Genomic DNA, 19,778 nt, shown 5'->3' with positions numbered 1-19,778 from the left:
GCGGAATACTGTCAACGAGATTGCGCAGGAGGCGCCGCTGTTGACTCACGTATAATCAATTGTTCGGCGGTGTCGCCGACGTAATGGGCGGTCTTCAACTCAGTGTCGAGATTTCCGGCGATCTGGTCAAGGATCAGGTCGGTGGCGAATATTCCTATATGCTCGAAATCCTGCCGCCATGTGGTCAGCGAAGGAATCGAGAGACTGGCTATGGGATTGTTGTCGAAACCGGCGACGCTGACATCTTGCGGAACCCTTTTGCCAACCGAATAAAGCCCCCGAATGACACCCAAGGCAATTTCGTCGTTTCCGGCGAATACGGCGGTGACATCGTCACGCTGGCCAAGTTTACGGCCAACCTCAACGGCGTCCAAAGGATCCCAACTGGTGCGATACAACGGCGGAACGACAGCACCGGCCTCTTCCAAGGCACGGCGCCATCCCGACTGACGAGTCTGGGATTCGTCCTCTTCAGGCACGGCGACATGGAACACGGTTTTGTGACCGAGGGAAAGCAGATGCTGGGTGATCCGATACCCGCCATGGTCATCATAAGTGAACAATTGGCACTGGCCCTCAATCCGGTTGCCGCCTATCAGCACAAGTGGGACATCCTTCTTCACCTCACGTAACACCATCTCGCTGCCCGTGTCATAACGGGGCTGGTCGATGATGACACCACAAGGATTGACACTCAGAGTGGATTTAATGGTTTGGCGCATCTTTCCAGGTTCCTGATGCTTGTCGAGCAGCACCACATCCACCACGGCACCCGCCTTGGAAGCGGCCGCCTCGATACCCTGGATGCAGCCCGTAACCCCATAGAGCAGTTTCGAACCGGTGAACAGCGCTATCGTTTTCGAACGATTCGCCGCCAATCCACGCGCCAGCAGCGAGGGATGGTAATCGAGCATCTCGATCGCCTGGGCGATACGATGCTTTTTCTCATCCCTCAAATGAGCTGCATTGTTGAGATATCTTGAAACAGAGGAAACCGAGACACCCGCCAATTTGGCTACATCATTAATCGACGGAGTTTTCTTCGCATTTTCGTGCGAGACCTCGTTCATGATTTTCTCCTATGCGTTTCAAAGCCATCGTCACACCAGCATCGGTGTTCAACTCGTCGAATAGCCCGCCAAAGCAGCGGGCCGTTAACGACCCTTTTCAACCTAGTCTTTTATTTCACCGCGCCACCAGTGATTCCGCTGATAATCTTACGCTGAGCCAACGCGAAGATGATAAGCAACGGCAGACTCATAAGGATGATATAAGCGAAAATCAAATGCCAATTGTTGAGGTAAAGACCGGCACTGGCGACGTTGTAGAGATTGAGCGGCAACGTATCCATCTTCCCTGACAAAATGAACAACGCGTAGAACACATCATTCCAGATGTAAAGGATCAACAGAATCGTGGCCGTGGCGATAGTGGGGCTCAACAGGGGCAGAATCAGCGAGAAGAAAATCCTCGCAGGTTTTGCGCCATCGACTCGCATCGATTCCTCCAACGACGGCGGGATAGTACGTATGAAGCCGGTGACGAAGAAAATCACGGTGGACAGATAAATTCCCACATAGACGCAAATCATGCCGACTGCCGTTCCAGACAAGCCGATCATCTTCAGCAGCATCATGACAGTGACGACTGCGGGAGGCAGAATCAGGCCGGAGATGCCAAGCGCATACAGGAATGCAACCGGCTTGGTGGCCCGCCTTGCCAGAATCCATGATGCCATCGAACCAAAGAGAATAGCAATGAGCACCGCAGGAAGGGTTATGATGACGGAACCGAAGAACGCAGGAATCATCCTTCCGTCATGGATGACCGTTGCGAAATTCTGGAAGAGCATCCACTTATGCGGCAACGACATATTCAGTTCCAGGGCTTCGGCCTGCGTTTTGCCAGCCGTGACGATGAGCAACCAGAAAGGGACCGCCAGAAGCACGAGCATGATGGCGATGACCAGAAGGTCGTGTCCGACACGGTGCCATTTTGGCCCGGCCGGCTTGGTGGAGGCCTTTGGCTTCTTCGGTTCGCTGTTCTGTGCACTAAATGATGTACTACTCATCAGAACACATTCCTTTCCCTACGACGCAGCAGATAAATGACGGGCAGCGCGATAATGGCGACAAGGATGAACAAAATCATGCTCATCGTGGTCGATTGTGAATAAAGGCCTTGCCCGAAGGTCCTCCACACGAAGATATTGAGAATCTCGGTGGATCCGCCCGGCCCGCCTTTGGTCATGGCCTGAACCATATCAAAGCCGTTGAGCGATCCAAGCAACGAAGTCGCCACGTTGAAGGTGAAAGCGGGGGCCAGCAGAGGGAATTTGATCTTCCAGAACAACTGACTGCCATTCGCGCCATCGATACGGGCCGCCTCGATGACATCGGAATCGATGGTTTTCAATCCGGCCAGGAAGATAAGCATGGCGAGACCCATCCATTTCCAGCCCTGGATCGCAGAAACCACCACAATCGTCCAAGTTGTATTACCTAACAGCCCGGTTGTCACATGATGGCCGAGGATGAGGCTCAGCATCTGGTCAAGGGCGCCGTCGGTTTTAAGGACGGCCTGCCAGATATAACCGACAGCGAGCGCCGACATAATCACCGGAATGAAGAACATGACACGGGCGAAACGGTTAAGCCGCGTGTCCTCTTCAAGGAGCACGGCCAGCAACAGGCCGAAAACGTTCTGGAAAATCGCTATGCACACCGCGTAAATCAGCGTGATACGGATATCGCGCATCAGGGTGCCGTCTTTGAAAAGCGTTACGAAATTATCCACGCCATTGAAATTGATCGTGTTCTTGAACGCCGACCAATCGGTGAAGGCATAAATGAAGTTCATCACGGTTGGCACAATGAAGAATATGGCCAACATCACGCCAGCTGGAATAAGGAAGCTGAGCGGGTAGTTTTGTTTCATCAGGGTCTTACGAGAACCCATGATTGCTCCTTTCGACATGATTCAGATGTCTATGACAGATCGCCAAAAGCTGTACCAAAGAAACCGGGAATCTCGTCTCTTTCGCCTAAGAACAAGCACATGGCGTTACGCGCGCAGAACATCGGACGCGCCTAGACGAAGATTCCCGATTTTCAATGGTGACTAAGCAATCAGAACCCCTTGGCTCCTTGAGCTTTGGCAATCTGGGCAAACTGATTTTGCGTGCTTTCCGCCACCTTCTCGGGCGTAGAGGTGCCGTTGATCATATTGGCCAAATTGATGTAGAGGTCAGGGTTGGCGATGGCTGCCGACTGCATCGAAGGAGCGGAATCACCGATGGAATCCGCTGCGTCAAGCAGGGCCTGCGGCACACCTTCCGGAGACTTGACCGTCTTTAGAGCCGAGACGAGCTTGCGATTGTTGACAAAGTCCTTATAGCCCTTAGACATCCAGAAGGCAAGGAACTGACGGGCAGCGGCTTCGCGCTTCTTGTCACCGGTCTTGAAAGCCACCACAGAGCTTGAGGCTCCTGGAGACAGCGAGGAGATATTGCCTTCGCTGGAAATCGGGAAGAATCCAAGGCTCTCGTCAATCGCCTTCTTGTCGTTGCCGGCAAGCGCCGCAGCGACATTGAACTGGGCGTTGTTACCGATGACCATACCGGTCTTACCCTTCCACAAAGCTGCAGCCTGATCGTCCAGGGTCGCCGAACCGGCGTTGGAATTGTAATACCCCTCGTCGATGAGCTTCTTGTAGTTGTTGATGGCGTTCATGATAGTGGGATCGGTGAATTTCTCCTTGCCGGTGTTCACACGCTCCCACAGGCCCTTCTTGGCCGCTTCAGCCAGCTGCACCTGCACAGCCCACTGGGTGCCCCACTGGGATCCACCCATCTCGAAGAACGGAGAATCCGCGGCATGGGTGTCCTTGATCTTCTGCGCATCGGAGACAAGCTCGTTCCAACCCTTTGGATTCGCGGTGATTCCGGCCTTCTTGAAGACGTTCTTGTTGTACCAAACGCCCATAACGTTAACCGGCGAAATCAGCGTGGCATAACGATGGCCTTTGGTCTGGCCCAGATCGGCAACTCCTGGAATGTAGTTCTTCACCCATGGCGCATGATCCAATTGCTGGAGCTTGCCCGTGGAAACGAAGCCGGCGAGCATGGAATTCGTCGGCTCCCACGTCGCCAGATCAGGCATGTCGCCAGTGGTGATCTTGGTCTGCACGTTATTTTCGTAGCTGTCAGGAATGATCTGCAGATCGATTTTCGCCCCGGTCGCCTTCTCAAAGTCGGAAATGGCCTTGACCGGAACCTTGCTATCGGACTGGCCAACCCAGAACGTCAATTTGACTCCGTCAAGTTTTGTGGTCACATCAGGCCAATATCCGGCCGCGGACGTATCCGTATCGGCACTATTATTTCCACCAGCTGCAGGATTTCCGCAGCCTGAAAGAGACAAGCCTGCGACAAGAGTCACCGCCAAAGCGGCACTCACCATCATGCGTTTTCTCATTTGATCTCCTTTGGTCTTATTTGCGTCTCAAACAGGTGCTTTCTATGGCCCACCGATTGATGACACTTGTATAATAACATTTTTTGAAAGCGCTACCAAATTGTCAGAAACGCCGTCATTTTCCTTATTTTTCAATATAAATGAAGGTTTCAATAATTATTTTTTTCGAATTTTGATAGCGGTACCAAACGAGTATTGAAGGAAATCATCTTATTTTTCGAGCCTGTATAGCAACGCAAAAGGGCCTGCCTGTTCCGATTCGTCAATAATGCACCGAGTCGTACACATTCGCAGTTATGCGAAAACCAGTTATCCACAGACACGCCGGGAGGCCGATCATTCGACCACAACACCTTAAAACGGCGCGGTAAAAATCCGAAATCCGATAATGTACCGGTATGAGTCACAGAAAGCCATCGATTGCAACCGCCGAAGCCTCGCAATTGCGCCAAAATGCTCTGTCAAGATGCGGCCAAGTATCGAAAGCGATGGGGAGAGGACTCTTGTTCGGAATGACTACCTCGCTTGAGCTTCAAGGAATATCGCTGCCCAAACATTGCGACCTTGATACCAACGCATTACACACAACCGCAAGCTGTCAAAATTTGCGAATTCAGAGCAAACTTGTTAAGCACCATGTCTGGAAGATGCTCAAACCCGCATATCAGGTAAAAATATCCAGGCATATCTTCGCGTTGGATCTCATTAATACGTGGGCGCAACTCAGTCCACATGTGCAACTGACAGATCTCATTGTACTCGCAGAATCAATTATCCGTACACAAGCACATGATGACATCACGCAGATGAACCTTATCTACCATCGGTTCGTTTCGTTCATTGAGACATCGCCGCGCTTCACCGGCAAATGCGCATGCAGACAGGCTTTGAGATTCATACTGCCAGGTGTCTATTCACCTCGAGAAACCGAAAGCAGACTCGCATTGCTTACACACGGGTTGCCATGCCCTGAAGTCAATTTCATCGTACCTGGATTCAGATTTGCATCCGGCGCACCTATGACGCTCGATATGGCTTGGCCTCAGTGGCATGTCGGCGTGGAATACGACGGAGACCAACATCGTTACGACAAACAACAATGGCATAGCGACCGAGAAAAAAGAGACAAATTACGGGCAAACGGATGGAGTATTGTCGTTATCTCGGCTGGTGACATCGATGACGCTGATGCCCGAGCACGTTTTGCATTGCAAACCGGAAGACAATTAGCCTCCCGTGGCGCAGCATTCAACTTTTTCATCATTGCGAAGCCGCTTGAACGAATCAGATCGGCCAAACCAATAGATGCACAGCCCGTTTGAATCTCAATCATCATGGAGCTGAATCTTAATATATAAATTCAACCCAATGAGCATAAAGTTTTAAAACTAATTAGATGATTATCTCCCTTTCCATGCTGTGATTTCCCTTGGGTTAGCCGATAAAACGGCAGAACCACGTAGTAAATTATTCAATTCAACAGCACAGAGATACATAATGCAGCCGATTTTCCTTCAGTGCTGCATGTTTACAGAACTGATTCATAGAAAATCCATTTCAAACGTTCAGTGCTGCAATAAACGAGCTTGGACCAGCACAGAACAGAAATTCAATAGGGAAAGGAGTTGCATGAGGCAAAATTATTGAATTACAGCACGGAACAAAAAATTTGCATGAATGGATACTTACTTGCTGCATATTCAAGTATTTCAAAAAGCAGAATGGCGGAATACCAAGGAAAAATATTCATCCGGATAGCATCAAACGTCACCCAACCAAGATTCCTCTTTCAGTGCTGCGCATAAGTCCAATTCCACAACAGCGAACACGGAACGAGCCCTCGACTTCGCCGCAATGACCGAACAAAGCGAAACGCGCCCACCCCAACCAGTGAGAAAAACACCAAATCAGTCTCCGAATGGCGCTTTTCTCCGCAGTTGAGCCGGACGGCAGTGGAAAAGCACCTTTTCGGGTAGTTTTTGGTGCTTTTCGCACTGGTTGGGCGTGCAAGAAGGAAACTCAGCCGAAACGACCGGAGATGTAGCGCTCGGCCTCCTCGTTTTGCGGGTTGTTGAACATCGTGGTGGTGTCGGCGAAATACTCGAGATGGCCGGGCTTGCCGACGGCCTTCAAGTTGAAGAAGGCGGTGTAATCGGCCACGCGGGCTGCCTGCTGCATGTTGTGGGTGACGATGACGATGGTGTAGTCGCGCTTGAGCTCGTTGATGAGATCCTCGACGGCAAGCGTGGAAATCGGGTCGAGCGCAGAACAGGGCTCGTCCATCAGGAGCACCTGCGGGTGGACGGCGACGGCGCGGGCGATGCACAGGCGTTGCTGCTGGCCGCCGGAAAGCCCGATGCCCGGCTTGTCAAGCCTGTCCTTGACCTCGTTCCACAGGTTCGCGCCCCGCAAGGCCCACTCCACCAGATTGTCGGCGTCAGTTTTGGAAATATGTCGATTGTTCAGACGAATACCGGCAAGGACGTTCTCGCGGATGGACATCGTCGGGAACGGGTTGGCCTTTTGGAAGACCATGCCGACGTCGCGGCGCACGGCCACCGGATCGACCCCCTTGCCATAGAGGTCGCGGCCGTCGAGCAGCACCTTGCCTTCGACCCGCGCTCCCGGCGTGATCTCGTGCATGCGGTCGAGCGTGCGTAGGACGGTGGATTTGCCGCAGCCGGACGGCCCGATGAAGGCGGTGACCTTGTTGGCCTGAATGTTGAGGTTGACATCCTGAACGGCCAGAAAATCGCCGTAGTAGACGTTGAGATGTTCGACATCGATGTGTTGCCCCATGATGACTCGCTTTCATTGTTGATATCTATATCGGAATCCGTGTCACCTTATGTATCGCGCGTTTTCAGACGCTACCGTCCCAAAAGTGCACTTTACCGAATCCAGAATGCACTTTTCGCACGCCAGCGTCAGAAAAGTGCACCTGGGGACAGCTAATATGCACTTTTTGCACATTACCGTCAGAAAAGTGCACCGCAAGGCCAATAGACCGCAATAGGCGATGAATCGCGCGCTGTAGTCTTTCATCGAGACGCTTCCACGCTGAAGAGGCGCTGCACCAAGCGGCCGATGAGATTCAGGACCAATACGATGGCAATGAGCACCAGCGCTGCCGCCCACGAACGTTCGGACGGGATCGACGCGACGCAGCCCGTGCCGGCGTTCGGCGGACAGGTGACGGACATCTTGCTGTATTCCTGATAGACGAAGACAGGCAGCGTGGTCATTTGGCCGCTGAAAAGATTCCAGTTGGTGGTGACAATGAAACCGGCAGTCATCAGAAGCGGCGCGGTTTCGCCGATCACACGGGCAATCGCGAGGATGACGCCGGAGACGATGCCGGGTAGTGCGGTGCGCAAGACGACTTTGACGATGGTTCTGGATTTGGTGACGCCAAGCGCGTACGAGGCCTCGCGCAGGTCGTCGGGAACAATGCGCAGCATCTCAACGCTGGAATTGACAACCGTCGGAATCATCAGAATCGAAAGCGCCACTGAACCTTCAAAACCGTTGGAGACGCCAGGGCCCATCAAGATGGCAAACAACGAAAAGGCAAACAGGCCGGCGACAATCGAAGGAATACCACTCATCACGTTGACCAGCAGCGAGATGGCTTTGGCGAATTTGCTGCCACGCGCGTATTCGGTCAGATAGATTGCGCACATCAAGCCGACCGGCACGGAAATCAGCATTGCACCGAGCGTGACTTCCAACGTGCCGATGATGGCGTGCTCGATGCCTCCGTGGCCGCCGGATGGCGTTGGCATACCGCCGATGACGCCGGACATATTGAAAGCAAGGAAGTTCAGATTAAGCCGCTTGACACCGCGAGCGATAGTGGTCCAAAGCAGAGAAATCAGCGGAATCATCGCAACGACGAACGCGAGACCGATCACACCGGCCATAATCCGGCTCTTCCACTCGCGCTGCTTGAGCAGCGCCTCCGAGGGCTTGAATCTCGAGAAATCGGGAGTAGGACGGGCGGTTTTCATAGCTTCGGCAGAGGTGTCTACGGTTGTAACTTCGGTATTCGGGACTGTTGTTCCTTGTGCATCCACGACAAATCCAAGCGCAGAATTCCGCGAAATATTTGATGTCAATTTGTTTTTATCGTTTTCGTTTTTATCGCCTTTCAAGCTCATTGTGCGCCTCCCTTCCTCGTGATTCGTCGGGCGAGGAGATTGACCACGAACGTGATAACGAAGAGAACCAAGCCTGTGGCAATCAGCGCGGAGACGCCGAGCGAATCGGCCTCGGGATATTGAGCAGCGATGTTGGCGGCGATGGTCTGGCTTTTCGAGGCCTGCAGCCAGTGCCACGAATAGGTCATGCCCGGCGAAAGTACCATCATGACAGCCATCGTCTCCCCCAACGCACGCCCAAGCGCGAGCATCGAGGCCGAAACCATGCCGGACTTGGCAAATGGCAACGCAGTCAGCTTGATCATCTCCCATTTGGTAGCACCCAACGCGAGCGCCGCCTCTTGGTTCAACCTCGGGGTCGCCGCAAAAATGTCACGGGTCATCGAGGTAATAATCGGCATGATCATGATGGCCAAGATTACCGCTGCACTGGCGACGGTGCGCGGCGGATTGGCGGCGGGACCAGCGAAGAGCGGAATCCAGCCCAGATGGACGCTGACCCAGTTCCAGAAGGGATATGTCGCCGGCACCAGCACCAGCGCGCCCCATAGGCCGTAAATAACCGAGGGAATCGCAGCAAGCAAATCAACGACATAATTGAGCACGGTCTGAATGCGTTTGCGGGCATAAAAAGTGATGAACAGGGCCACACCGACGGCGACAAAAAAGGCGATTGCCAGCGCAAGCGTCGCAATCACCACAGTACCGAAAACCAAAGGCCCAACATATTGCCAGAAACCATGCGCTTTGCCTCCACTCAGGGAGGCGAAAACCGCGGAAGTCTTGGCCTGCGGACCAGCGAAAATCGGCCAGGCACGCAGGAGCAGGAAGAGCACCACTGCACCGAGAGACACCAAAATCAAGGCCCCGCAACCGACGGCCACCGCGTGGAAAATCTTGTCCTGGCTGTGTTTGGATGGTTTGGCATTGCTAAAATCAAGGTCGTCTCGGCGACCGTCTGGACCACCACCAACCGGAGCACCCAAAGTCGCGCTGACCTGGCCCGCAACCGCAGGCACCACCTGCCCCACGCCGCTAGTTTCAGATATATTCGCCATGCTTTTCCTTACTCGAAGTTTGAAGCGAGCCGAATCGGCTTTGCAATCCTGCAACCAACCGGTTTCCGGGAAAAGTGAATCGGTGGGTCGGATTGTTTCGTCTACAAGTACCAAACTATTTTCCCTGTATCGCACCAACGGATTTCAAGGCCTTCTGCGTCAACGCTCCCCCAAGCGCCGCCGAACCCGTATTATCCGCCGCGACTTTCTGGCCGCTGTCGCTTAGGACATAGCCCAGCCAATCGCGCACGAAAGCTCCGGTTTTCGGATCCTTATAGGCCGGGCACGCCACAGCATATGAGGAAGAGACAATCGGATAGTCGCCCGCGACACTGGTGGCATAGTCGACGTTCACCACCACGCGCTTGCTGCCCTTGGGCATTGGACGCAACGGCGAGGCGTTCACGGTTTTCGCGGCAGCGTCAGCGGCGGGCTCGACATAATCGGCACCGACCTTGACCGAAGCGGTTCCGAAATTGCCGGCCTTGGCAAGGTCCGCGTAACCGATGGTGCCGTCGGCCTGCCCGATGCTGCTGACCACGCCGTCGGTGCCTTTCGCCGCTTGCCCGACATCGTTGGGCCAGTTCTCCTGCGGCTCGTAGCTCCAATCGTTCGGCGCTGCGGCTTTCAAATACGAAGTGAAATTGTTGGTCGTGCCGGACTTGTCGGAACGATGGACCACGGTAATTGGGGTCGCGGGCAGATTCACCTTCGGGTTTTCGGCTTTGATGGCCTCGTCGTTCCATTCGGTGATTTTCCCGTCGAAAATACGAGCGATGACCGTGGCATCCATGTTAAGGTGCTTGCCTTGCCCGGAAACGCCTCTGAGATTAAACATGACGGCGATCGGGGAAACGTAGACAGGAACGTCAAAGGCGGTGCCGGATTTGCAGATGGCTTTGGACTGCTCGATCTGCTGGTCGTTCAGCGGCGCATCGGTTCCCGCCCAAGCGGTGGCGCCGGTCAGAAACGTGCTGACGCCTGCGCCGGAACCGGAAGGATTATAGGCAATTTTCGAGTTACGGTTTTTGTTTTGATACGTCGCAATCCAAGCCTCTACTGCCCCCTGCTGCGAGGAGGCGCCGGCGCCATGGAATTCGCCGGAAATCCCGGAATTCTTGCCTTTAGTGGCTCCGGTTGTATCGGCAGGGGTATTGTCACCGCAAGCCGAAAGTGCCGCTATCATCGCAAACGAGGAAACAACAGCGATGAGGCGCTTACACGTGGTGCTGTGCATGATGTTACTCACGGTTTCATTATGACAGATGGTCTGCCGCCGGCTATTAGACAATTGCTCGATGCTTGGTTGGGCTTTCGGCTTTGGTCGCCGACCGATCGAGAATTGGGCCTCCGACCTCGCTTTGAAATCAGAACCGACCTTTTCGCTTTTTTGTAGGGATTTATTGACCCGTAAATATTGGCATTATATTATTTTTATCGTATTACATAACGGCCAAATCGTTAAGCCTCAGCCGACCAACCATCCGGCAAACCACCGACCTTTTCTTGCGGGTATTCTTCGAAAACAGGAAATCCGAGCCTTTGCTTTTCTCATTGGGCGAACAAGGCTTGGAATGGTTAACGAGCGTTACAGCCGAGTGACGATGTCGACGGCGAGACGCGCGGCAGTATCGGCGTATTCCGAGATGTCGAATTCCTTGAACTGCTCGTAATCGGTATCGGCCTCGTCGGAAAGCGCACGAATCACCAATACAGGCACGTCGTTGCGGGCGGCGACGTGGGCCACGGCCGCACCTTCCATCTCCACCGCATCAGCGTGCGTGTTTTCGGCCACGACGGCGGCCTGCTCCGGCGTACCAATGAAATGGTTACCTGAAGCGATGACACCGGTCATATGGTGGACGCCCATCTCATCGAGCGCCGCGCTGGCCACGTCGAGCAGGTGCTGGTCGCTGTGGAATTCCTCGGTTTCGGGCTTCCACTGGGCGATCAGGGCCATATCGGAATCGAGATAACGCAGGGTGCCGCCAAGCACGACGTCGTCGATATGCATCGACTTGTTGAGCGAACCGGCAATACCGGAGAAAATCACGGCATCGGGATGGTAGTTGTCGACGAGGCACTGCGTGGTCGCGGCCGCATTGACCAGGCCCATACCGCCGACCGTTGCGGCGACGGTAATCTCTTCACCCGACTTGGAGGTGAGCCTGCCGACGTTGATATCGAGGCTTGCGGTCTTGTTGTGCTTGACGTCGTTCAAGGACTTGGCGATCAGCGCAACTTCCTCTTCCATGGCTCCGATAATGGCAACGGTCTTCATAGTTCCTCGTTTCTTTGACAGCTTTTAGGGTTCCAGATTATACGAGCCACTGGTCCTGCTCGTGCGCAAAAGCAGCGAAACCGACAATCGCATGAATCTACGTTCAGTGCTGCAGTGGCATAGCAGGGAAACCGTTATGGCAGAATCCTTCCGTTCTGTGCTGCATTATGAGAAAGTCAGATTCCAACAATGTTGGAATACCAACAGTTTCCCTACATAGAAAAGTAATACACGCAGCAGGGAGCGCCATAATTACGGCAATCACACTTCCGTGCTACTTGCACGGACCAGCAGCCGAAAAGTCAGCCGACGTATACGCGACGTAGAAGAAATACGAGTGATCTGAATACGATTTCACGCACCGCGACGAACGTCGACGGCATTGGCGAGCTCGTGCAAAAGCCGTTCCGTTTCGGGCCAGGCGATGCACTTGTCGGTGATCGACTTGCCATATTCGAGCTGCGAAAGCGGGGCCGCAGGCTGGTTACCACCGAGAATGTTGCTTTCCATCATGAGCCCGGTGATATCGGGTTCGCCGGTGGCGATGCGCCCGGCCAGCTCACGCGCGACCTCGGCCTGGCGAATCTCGTTCTTGCCGGAATTGCCGTGTGAGCAGTCGATGATGAGGCCGTGGCAGGCAGCGGAACCTTCCGGCATTTCGCCGCGGATGGAATGCATGGCCTCTTGAACCGAAGCGGTATCGTAATTGGGACCATGCGAGGAGCCACGCAGCACGACGTGGCAATCAGGATTGCCAAGCGTTTCGACGGCGCTGGCCCGGCCGAGATGGTCGATGCCGAAGAACGTATGCTGCTGGGTGGCCGTATAGCACCCGTCGATGGCGGCTTTGACCGAACCGTCCGTCGCGTTCTTGAAACCGATGGGCATCGAAAGCCCGCTTGCCAGCTGGCGATGGATCTGCGACTCGGTGTTGCGAGCGCCGATGACACCCCAGCTCACCGCGTCGGAAATGTATTGCGGACTGGTCGGCTCCAGGAATTCCGTCGCCGCGGCCACCCCCTCGCCCAAGACACCGAGCAGAATTTTGCGGGCGAGCAGCAACCCTTTCTTGATGTTGTGGCTGCCGTCGAGATCCGGGTCGTTGATCAAACCCTTCCAGCCCACGGTTGTGCGCGGCTTCTCAAAGTAGACTCGCATGACGATCAGCAGTCGATCGCCAAGCTCTTCCTTCATTTTGGCTAGGCGATGAGCGTAATCAAGGGCGGCCTGGGGATCGTGAATGGAGCAAGGACCGGCGATAACCAGCAAACGGTCGTCTTTGCCATAAAGACAATCACGGATCTCGTTGCGGGAGTTGACGACAAGGTCTGTCTCTTTGTCGCTCAGCGGCATGCTCGAAAGCACTCCAGCCGGGGTCGGCAGCGGTTCCAGCTCGAAAACGCGGCGGTTGACGATGCGGTTGACGCCGGCCTCATCTTCCCAACGTTTGATGCCACTCACCTTCAGCGGATTCTCGCCGTTTTTCAGCGCCTTGTCGAAAGCGGCACGGTTTTTGGCGTCGTCGACGTTTTGATCGGGCAAACCTGCAGCGATATCGCTTTCAAGATCGCCATTGGGCTTTTTTTCTGCGTTCCCCATCCCCAAGTCCTTCTCTATAGTCGTTTCCGATATTTACCAACCCTTGTCAACACACCAATCATAGCGCCAGCAAGGCATACCGGTTCACGGCAAAGCTACCCGTTACGATGCGACGAAAAGCATGCTTTTCCGTGCTTTTCGTCGCAATCACATTTTCACTGCGACCAAAAGAACGAAAATAAGCCACAAAAATAGGCCACAAAACGTGCTTTTGGTCGTATTGACAGTTCTTGCCGCGCTCAGCGGTCGAGCTTGCGACGGGAGGTAACGGCATCGGCCAACGTGTGCAGGAGCTCGTTCGTGCGGTCCCAAGAGATGCAGGAGTCGGTAATCGAGCGACCGTAGACCAGCTGATCGAGCGGCGCGGGCGACTGGTGACCGCCACGGATGTTGCTTTCCATCATCACACCGAAGATGCCGGGCTCGCCTTTGGCCAGACGCGCGGCAATCTCCTCAATCACCTCGGCCTCACGCACCTCGTCCTTGCCGCAGTTGCCGTGCGCGGCGTCGATGACCAAGCCGTGCTCGCTGGGTCCGGTGACCTTCGACTGCTTCAGCGTTTCCAACGCTTCAGCGACGGACTTTGCATCGTAGTTGGGGCCTTCATTGGAGCCACGCAGAACGATGTGACAGTCCGGATTGCCCTTGGTTTCCGCCGAAATCACACGGCCGTCAAGGTTGATCGAGAGGAAATGGTGCTCGTTGGCCACGGCGTAGCAGGAATCGGCGGCGACCTTCACCGAGCCGTCGGTCGAGTTCTTGAAACCGATTGGCATCGACATGCCGCTTGCCAGCTCGCGGTGCACCTGGCTTTCGGTATTGCGCGCGCCGATGGCACCCCAGCTGACCATATCGCAGAGATATTGCGGAGAAATCGGGTCGAGCCATTCGGTGGCGGCGGGCAGGCCCTGCTCCAATACGTCGGAAAGTACCTTGCGAGCCAGATGCATGCCTTTGCGGATATTGAATTCGCCGTCGAGATCCGGGTCGTTGATCAGGCCCTTCCAACCAACGGTGGTACGCGGCTTTTCAAAATACACACGCATGACAATCATCAGGCGATCTTTAAGCTCAACGTTTACCTCGGCCAGGCGCTGTGCGTAATCCTTCGCCGCCTTCGGGTCGTGAATCGAGCAAGGACCGACGATGACAAGCAGACGGTCGTCACGACCGTGCAGGATATCGCGGATTTCCTTACGCGATTTTAGGACCAGATCGCTCATCGGCTTAGTGAGCGGTGTTTCCTTCAGAAACGCACGCGGAGCCGGAATTGGGTCGAGCTGGCGGATGTTGACATCCACGGTTTCGGGGTAGACGGCTTCCTCGCTAAATCGACGTTCGTCCTCAGAACTACCAGGCCCTCGCATAATCGCCATCATTCCCTCCTTACTTGATGTGAATATCATTGTTGCACGCTCAAAGCGCTACAGGTTGCTCATTATAATCGATTGAAGAGTGCAATACTGCCACTTGTCCAGACAATATAAAGTGTGGCCTCGTTTTTACAACGAGACCACGGGCACTTGCACGAAAAGTCCACAGGACTTTTCTCATGCGAGAGCGCCCAATTTAATCCATGACCTAAAAACCAACTCTTTTAGCTCTAAGTGGTTTCCTGAGGCCGGAAGCTTCCGGCCTCAGGCGCGTGTTAGCTGCAAACATTCCATACTTATTTTGAAAGAAAACGCGACTCAACTTGAGCTCAACTCTTTACCTGTGGCCAGAAGAGTCTGGCCACAGGCGCGTGTTGGCCGAAAATAGCCCACCGGGCTATTTTCTTCAGGCCAATGCGCCCTAAATAGTCAGCAATCATATCTGACTCAACACAAGGGCCAACTGGTTTCCTGAAACCGGCAGGTGCCGGTTTCAGGCGCGTGTTAGCTGCAAACAGCCCACAGGGCTGTTTGCCTCAAGCTAACGCGCCCATTGGATCCCAAGCTGGGAGCATGGTGGCGGGCTCATTGAGCGCGGCCAGGTATTCAGCGGGAAGCATCGACTTCGGGACGGCGACCTCGTAGACGTACTCGGTGAACCAGTCGTCGGCCATGGTGAAGTAGCCCTTGTCGGCGACCTTGCAGCCCCACGAATTCTCGACGCGCCAGCGGTTGGTGGTCTTGCCGTCATCGGCCACGTCGACGCCGACAAACGCCATCGCGTGGTTCATTGCGGAATCGCCATAACGCACGCGCTGCTCCTTGTCCATGTCGAAATCAACGTCGTAGACTTTGTCGTATTCATAGAGGTCAGTGGCCCATGCGCCGTTGTCGCGATCCATCATAGGGTGGCAGTCCGCGCCAAACCATGCCGGCATCCCAAACTCGGAAAGGATGCGACGCACGCAATCCTTCATAAACTGGTTCGGGACGTTCAAGTACTCGGTCGCGTCGCCGCCGACGACGTTGCCCAGGTGCTCGATGCCGATCTTCTTGCCCTTGGCGTGCTCGGCGCGCGGGTCATCCACGAGGCAGACATAGTCCTCGAGGTGCGCCGGCCCGACGTACTTCTTCCAGAACTCGACAGGCGTGGTCTCGCCGTCGCGGTGGAAGTTGCCGTCCTTATCGGTCCACTCCCAATCGAAGCTCTTCGGCGGCTCGCCCAGGTGAATGGTAAGCATGCGGTGGCCGGCCTCGACAGTCTCGTCGACCACGCGATCGATTGCGGATGGGTCGGCATACATATGCGCCACAGCGGTGTGCAGCAGGCGGCGCAGCTGCGTGTTCATCTCGCTGGTATTGGTCGAAGAAGCGGTCTCCGGGAAGAAATCTTTCGGCACAGCGCCGTACTTCTTGTAAACGTTCATCGCCATCGTCCACTGGCCGCCGTCACCCATCACGTCGGCAAGCAGGTGCTGCATGAGCTGGGAATCAGCGGGTTCGCCGGCGCGAACCAGATCCGCCACGTCACGCAGGAAATAGTTAATACGCTCAAGCTTATCGTAATACATTGCGTAGTTCTGCGAGAACTCGAACTTATCCAAGTTGAGATTCTTCTTGGCCACGAAACGCGCTACGTTTAGCGAGCTGAACAGCCAGCAACGCCCGGAACGATTCTGGTTGGTGACCTCGCCGTTATCGACGGTCACCGAGAAGCGGCGCTGAAGCCTGCGGGCGCGGTCATAATTGTGCGCCACCGGGTTGATTCCGGAAGTGGTGACAGCGTTCATCGCCAGCGTATTGACGGGCTTGGCCTCGAAATCGTCCCGTAGCTGCCCCAGGCGGTCGGCGCTCAACGGCTTCATGTCATTCATCAGATAATACTCCTTTGATTGGTTTAATTTCCACCATATTCCATGCGCTGTATCTGACACGCAGGCCGGAATCGACGGCAACAGAAAGCGACGAAATCAGTTGATGCCCTGAACATCACTGGCTACCCATATATATGGCTATACGGTAGAAAATACGCAAGTGCGCCATGGCAAAGTTGCCACAGCGCACTTGGCGATTGTTCAAATCAAAACGAATCTACTGCTGAGTATGCGATCCGCCTGCAGGCTCACCGCCTTCAGGAAAAACGACATTATTATAATTGACGCGATTCTGGTTGTTGGCCGCGAATTTCGCATTGGCCGGCACCGCACCATTCCCGGCATTGTTCTGCGCGGCGGGAGCAGCGTCACCGACTGCCGCATTCTTTTTTTCGGCGTTATCCACCAAATGGGAAAGCTCCTGCGCACCGCTCTTGGCAGCGTCGCCTTGCTGAGGTTGGGAGCCATTTTGCGCCTGGCGCTTGGCACCTCCGTCAGTCTGACGAGCGACTTGCGGCGTCGTCCTGACCGCGCCACCGTTGGGCTCATACGATGCCGGCATCTGCGGCTGTGCGTGAGGAGCCTGATGCGGGGCACCTGCAGCATTCCCGCTTGCGGCCTCAAAATCACCGCTCTTTTCGTCTTTCTGCTTGTCCTCTTGCGCGGCATCGTCCAAATCGTTGGCCACGGCATTGACCACGGGAACATTGACCCCAGCCTGCTTGTCATCGGCAAAACCAAAACCGGAGAACGCATTGGTGAACATCGAGCGCAGCTCGGTGACACGTTGGGTGATGGTTGATTCACGCTCCTGAAGATCCTTGATACGCTCCTGAAGACCATCAAGCTCGCCTTGGGCGGCCTTGCGACGCTCCTCGACACGGGCCTCGGCGTCCTTCTTGGCCTTGGCCACAATCTCTTCGGCCTTCTGGTCGGCTTCCCGACGCTTGGAGACCGTATAGCTATCGGCCTCGTCACGCAGATCCTTCGCCTTGGAAACCAGGCTGTCGGCTTCCTTCTTTGCGGCGACGCGGCTTTCCTCCAGTTGCTTCAGCAAATCGTTGACCTTGCCAGTGGCCTCTTCCTGCTGCTTGGAGATGTCGGCACGAATCTGCTCGACCTCGGCGTTTACCTGGCTTAAGGTTTTGGTGCGCTTGACTTCAGCGTCATCAGTGATGCCCTGCGCCTTCGCCTTCGCGTCATCGGTGATCTCGGTGGCCTTGCGCTGGGCCTCGGTGGTCATACGAGAAACCTGCTCACGCACGTTGGCAAGCTTCTTGTTCGCTTCGCCCAGAGCGGTCTCGATCTGGTCGCTGGCATCACTCTTGAGCTTGGCGACTTCGTCGTTCGCGGCCTTGCGCTGCTCGGCGACCTGCTGGGTGGCCTTGGCCTTGAGCTCGGCGATTTCGCGGTCCTGTTTCGCCTTTTCACTGGCAAGACGCTTGTTATGCTCTTCGCGCGAATTGGTCAGCTCGATTTCGATGGTGTCACGCTGTTCGGTAACCTTCTTCGCGGTTTCCTCGCGAAGTCTGGTAGCATCCTGCTTGGCGGAAGTCGTGATTGATTCGGACTCGGTCTGTGCCTTGGCCAGGATGGTGGCCGCCTTCGAATTGGCCTCGTCGGTGATGTGTTGCGCATCGAGCTTGGTGTTGTTGATCAGGGTTTCCGCCTGATGCTGGGCAGCAGAGCGAGTGCTTGCGGCATCCTGCTTGGCGCGGTTGACAAGCTCCGCGCTGGTCTGCTCGGCGCTGGCAAGCATCTGCTGGGCGTTGGCTCCCAAAGAAGCGAACGAATTGCCCTGTGATGCCTTCTTTGCGTTCTTCTTTTCCTCTTCCAGCTGCGCGCGCAATTGCAGAATCGTCTGGTCGCTGGAATTGACCTGCGCACGCATGCGATCGAGCGTCTGCTGCAACGAAGCGAGCTCCTGATCCACCTGCTCCTTGTTATACCCGCGCAATTCTGTCGTGAAGCGGTCATCCGCCATAGTGATTCCTTTCGCCTTGCGACATCTGTCGCAGTTTCTGAAAGCCGATAAATTCTATTGGCTTATTCTAATGTGTTTTGAGAAGATTTACGCGCAAATCCGGCTAATCCACACAGACACCACGCGATTCGGGGTGTTTTATTGATAACGATTGCCACAAAGGACATATACGAAGCTCCACAATCCTCTGAATAACTTCAGGCAATGAGGATGTTGGACGACGTCGGTTCGAGGAAGTAACGAGCGGTCTGTCGCACCACCACACGGCATGCCTCCACCTGTTGGTTGAGCGTCAGGCCATGCTGCGGGTGAGGTTCCTCGTTGATAATCGGCAGACTGACGAATCCGGAAAGCACCTTGTGCTGGCCCGCCGTCCATTTCATCAGATTATAGAAGAGTGAATTGCAGACGAACGTTCCGGCGTCCGAGCTTAAGGCCGAAGGTATCTCTTCTGAAGCAAAATCTTCGAGAATGGAGCGAAGTGGCAAACGCGTCCAGAATGCGGCAGGCCCGTTGGAAGCGATGGGTTTACGCGACGCTTCATCAACAGGCTCCACCGGTACTCCCGTCATTTCGCCCAAAATCGTCGTGCGGGCAGTGTCGATGATGTTGTTGGCACAACGTTCCAGAAGAATTCCGCGGGCCGCAGCTTTAAGCCCCGTGGCAATGACGATATCGGGATGCGTGGCCTCCAGCGTTTCCTTGAGCAGAGGCCAGCACTCGTCGACGCTTATCGGCAGATCGACGGCGTTTATCGATATATCCACATCCTTTAAGAGGTCGTCGCTCTCGAGGCCGGAGGCGTCGCCGGGCCAGTCGTCCGCGAGCGCGTGCGGCACCACGTGCGAAGGGTTGTTTTTGATGCCTTCGTACGGGTCGAAACCGGAGATGACAACGTTCAAGTGTTCCATGGTTTCCAGTCTAGCGCGGAGTGTGGCGTGGGTTAATTTATAGGGATTTCTATCTGTTTATAA

The 19,778-nt window shown here is 54.9% G+C and carries 15 protein-coding genes; 1 reads left to right on the top strand and 14 read right to left on the bottom strand.

Annotated features, from left to right (window positions below; translation table 11 throughout):
- Window positions 1–11: 11 nt before the first annotated feature.
- The 4 genes from OZX70_RS02050 to OZX70_RS02035 form a co-directional block, all read right to left on the bottom strand.
- The gene (locus OZX70_RS02050) at window positions 12–1,070 is read right to left on the bottom strand and encodes a LacI family DNA-binding transcriptional regulator (protein ID WP_277181615.1); all 1,059 of its coding nucleotides are present in this window, start codon (window positions 1,068–1,070) and stop codon (window positions 12–14) included.
- Window positions 1,071–1,180: 110 nt separating this feature from the next.
- Window positions 1,181–2,071, bottom strand: coding sequence for a carbohydrate ABC transporter permease (locus OZX70_RS02045; protein WP_277181614.1), 891 nt, complete (start codon window positions 2,069–2,071; stop codon window positions 1,181–1,183).
- Entirely contained in the window at window positions 2,071–2,958 is an 888-nt protein-coding gene (locus tag OZX70_RS02040; RefSeq protein ID WP_277181613.1) for a sugar ABC transporter permease, read from the bottom strand. Before OZX70_RS02040 ends, OZX70_RS02045 begins: the two co-directional genes overlap by 1 nt.
- A 170-nt stretch (window positions 2,959–3,128) precedes the next feature.
- Complete coding sequence (locus tag OZX70_RS02035) at window positions 3,129–4,475, bottom strand: ABC transporter substrate-binding protein (protein ID WP_277181612.1); 1,347 nt, start codon at window positions 4,473–4,475, stop codon at window positions 3,129–3,131.
- A 398-nt stretch (window positions 4,476–4,873) separates the two neighbouring features.
- Between OZX70_RS02035 and OZX70_RS02030 the strand changes: the two genes are divergently transcribed.
- Window positions 4,874–5,797 (top strand): hypothetical protein, encoded by a 924-nt coding sequence (locus OZX70_RS02030; RefSeq protein ID WP_277181611.1) that lies wholly within the window; start codon window positions 4,874–4,876, stop codon window positions 5,795–5,797.
- A gap of 697 nt (window positions 5,798–6,494) precedes the next feature.
- On the opposite strand, the gene pstB is transcribed toward OZX70_RS02030, so the two are convergent.
- The 10 genes from pstB to OZX70_RS01980 all read right to left on the bottom strand — a co-directional run bounded on the left by pstB (window position 6,495) and on the right by OZX70_RS01980 (window position 19,715).
- Window positions 6,495–7,274, bottom strand: coding sequence for a phosphate ABC transporter ATP-binding protein PstB (pstB, locus tag OZX70_RS02025; RefSeq protein ID WP_277181610.1), 780 nt, complete (start codon window positions 7,272–7,274; stop codon window positions 6,495–6,497).
- 242 nt (window positions 7,275–7,516) lie between these two features.
- Window positions 7,517–8,485, bottom strand: a complete 969-nt coding sequence (gene pstA, locus OZX70_RS02020) for a phosphate ABC transporter permease PstA (RefSeq protein ID WP_277182071.1) — start codon at window positions 8,483–8,485, stop codon at window positions 7,517–7,519.
- Window positions 8,486–8,631: 146 nt separating this feature from the next.
- Complete coding sequence (gene pstC / locus OZX70_RS02015; RefSeq protein WP_277181609.1) at window positions 8,632–9,693, bottom strand: phosphate ABC transporter permease subunit PstC; 1,062 nt, start codon at window positions 9,691–9,693, stop codon at window positions 8,632–8,634.
- 115 nt (window positions 9,694–9,808) lie between these two features.
- Window positions 9,809–10,930 carry a phosphate ABC transporter substrate-binding protein PstS gene (gene pstS, locus OZX70_RS02010; protein WP_277182070.1) on the bottom strand — a complete coding sequence of 374 codons (1,122 nt, stop codon included), beginning with the start codon at window positions 10,928–10,930 and terminating at the stop codon, window positions 9,809–9,811.
- A gap of 351 nt (window positions 10,931–11,281) precedes the next feature.
- Window positions 11,282–11,974, bottom strand: coding sequence for a 5'-methylthioadenosine/S-adenosylhomocysteine nucleosidase (mtnN, locus tag OZX70_RS02005; protein WP_277181608.1), 693 nt, complete (start codon window positions 11,972–11,974; stop codon window positions 11,282–11,284).
- Window positions 11,975–12,328: 354 nt separating this feature from the next.
- On the bottom strand, window positions 12,329–13,573 hold the full coding sequence (locus OZX70_RS02000) for a 3-deoxy-7-phosphoheptulonate synthase (RefSeq protein ID WP_277181607.1): 1,245 nt from the start codon (window positions 13,571–13,573) through the stop codon (window positions 12,329–12,331).
- A gap of 239 nt (window positions 13,574–13,812) precedes the next feature.
- Window positions 13,813–14,949: a 3-deoxy-7-phosphoheptulonate synthase gene (locus OZX70_RS01995; protein ID WP_277182068.1), complete on the bottom strand. Its 1,137-nt coding sequence runs from the start codon at window positions 14,947–14,949 to the stop codon at window positions 13,813–13,815.
- A gap of 533 nt (window positions 14,950–15,482) precedes the next feature.
- Window positions 15,483–16,820, bottom strand: a complete 1,338-nt coding sequence (locus OZX70_RS01990) for a C1 family peptidase (RefSeq protein WP_277181606.1) — start codon at window positions 16,818–16,820, stop codon at window positions 15,483–15,485.
- Between the two features lie 217 nt (window positions 16,821–17,037).
- Entirely contained in the window at window positions 17,038–18,804 is a 1,767-nt protein-coding gene (locus OZX70_RS01985) for a cell division protein (protein ID WP_277181605.1), read from the bottom strand.
- Window positions 18,805–19,001: 197 nt separating this feature from the next.
- Window positions 19,002–19,715 carry a pyroglutamyl-peptidase I gene (locus OZX70_RS01980; RefSeq protein WP_277181604.1) on the bottom strand — a complete coding sequence of 238 codons (714 nt, stop codon included), beginning with the start codon at window positions 19,713–19,715 and terminating at the stop codon, window positions 19,002–19,004.
- Between the last annotated feature and the right edge of the window lie 63 nt (window positions 19,716–19,778).

Source organism: Bifidobacterium sp. ESL0732, assembly GCF_029395535.1.
Classification (GTDB): Bacteria; Actinomycetota; Actinomycetes; order Actinomycetales; family Bifidobacteriaceae; genus Bifidobacterium.
This window is presented reverse-complemented; position numbering and strand designations above follow the sequence as displayed.

Bases quoted from the DNA above. Each gene is read 5' to 3' on its own strand.
- mtnN (WP_277181608.1), bottom strand. From the start codon at position 11,974: ATGAAGACCGTTGCCATTATCGGAGCCATGGAAGAGGAAGTTGCGCTG.
- OZX70_RS01980 (WP_277181604.1), bottom strand. From the start codon at position 19,715: ATGGAACACTTGAACGTTGTCATCTCCGGTTTCGACCCGTACGAAGGC.
- OZX70_RS01990 (WP_277181606.1), bottom strand. From the start codon at position 16,820: ATGAATGACATGAAGCCGTTGAGCGCCGACCGCCTGGGGCAGCTACGG.
- pstC (WP_277181609.1), bottom strand. From the start codon at position 9,693: ATGGCGAATATATCTGAAACTAGCGGCGTGGGGCAGGTGGTGCCTGCG.
- pstA (WP_277182071.1), bottom strand. From the start codon at position 8,485: ATGAAAACCGCCCGTCCTACTCCCGATTTCTCGAGATTCAAGCCCTCG.
- pstB (WP_277181610.1), bottom strand. From the start codon at position 7,274: ATGGGGCAACACATCGATGTCGAACATCTCAACGTCTACTACGGCGAT.
- OZX70_RS02030 (WP_277181611.1), top strand. From the start codon at position 4,874: ATGAGTCACAGAAAGCCATCGATTGCAACCGCCGAAGCCTCGCAATTG.
- OZX70_RS02045 (WP_277181614.1), bottom strand. From the start codon at position 2,071: ATGAGTAGTACATCATTTAGTGCACAGAACAGCGAACCGAAGAAGCCA.
- OZX70_RS01995 (WP_277182068.1), bottom strand. From the start codon at position 14,949: ATGGCGATTATGCGAGGGCCTGGTAGTTCTGAGGACGAACGTCGATTT.
- OZX70_RS02040 (WP_277181613.1), bottom strand. From the start codon at position 2,958: ATGGGTTCTCGTAAGACCCTGATGAAACAAAACTACCCGCTCAGCTTC.
- pstS (WP_277182070.1), bottom strand. From the start codon at position 10,930: ATGCACAGCACCACGTGTAAGCGCCTCATCGCTGTTGTTTCCTCGTTT.
- OZX70_RS01985 (WP_277181605.1), bottom strand. From the start codon at position 18,804: ATGGCGGATGACCGCTTCACGACAGAATTGCGCGGGTATAACAAGGAG.
- OZX70_RS02000 (WP_277181607.1), bottom strand. From the start codon at position 13,573: ATGGGGAACGCAGAAAAAAAGCCCAATGGCGATCTTGAAAGCGATATC.
- OZX70_RS02035 (WP_277181612.1), bottom strand. From the start codon at position 4,475: ATGAGAAAACGCATGATGGTGAGTGCCGCTTTGGCGGTGACTCTTGTC.
- OZX70_RS02050 (WP_277181615.1), bottom strand. From the start codon at position 1,070: ATGAACGAGGTCTCGCACGAAAATGCGAAGAAAACTCCGTCGATTAAT.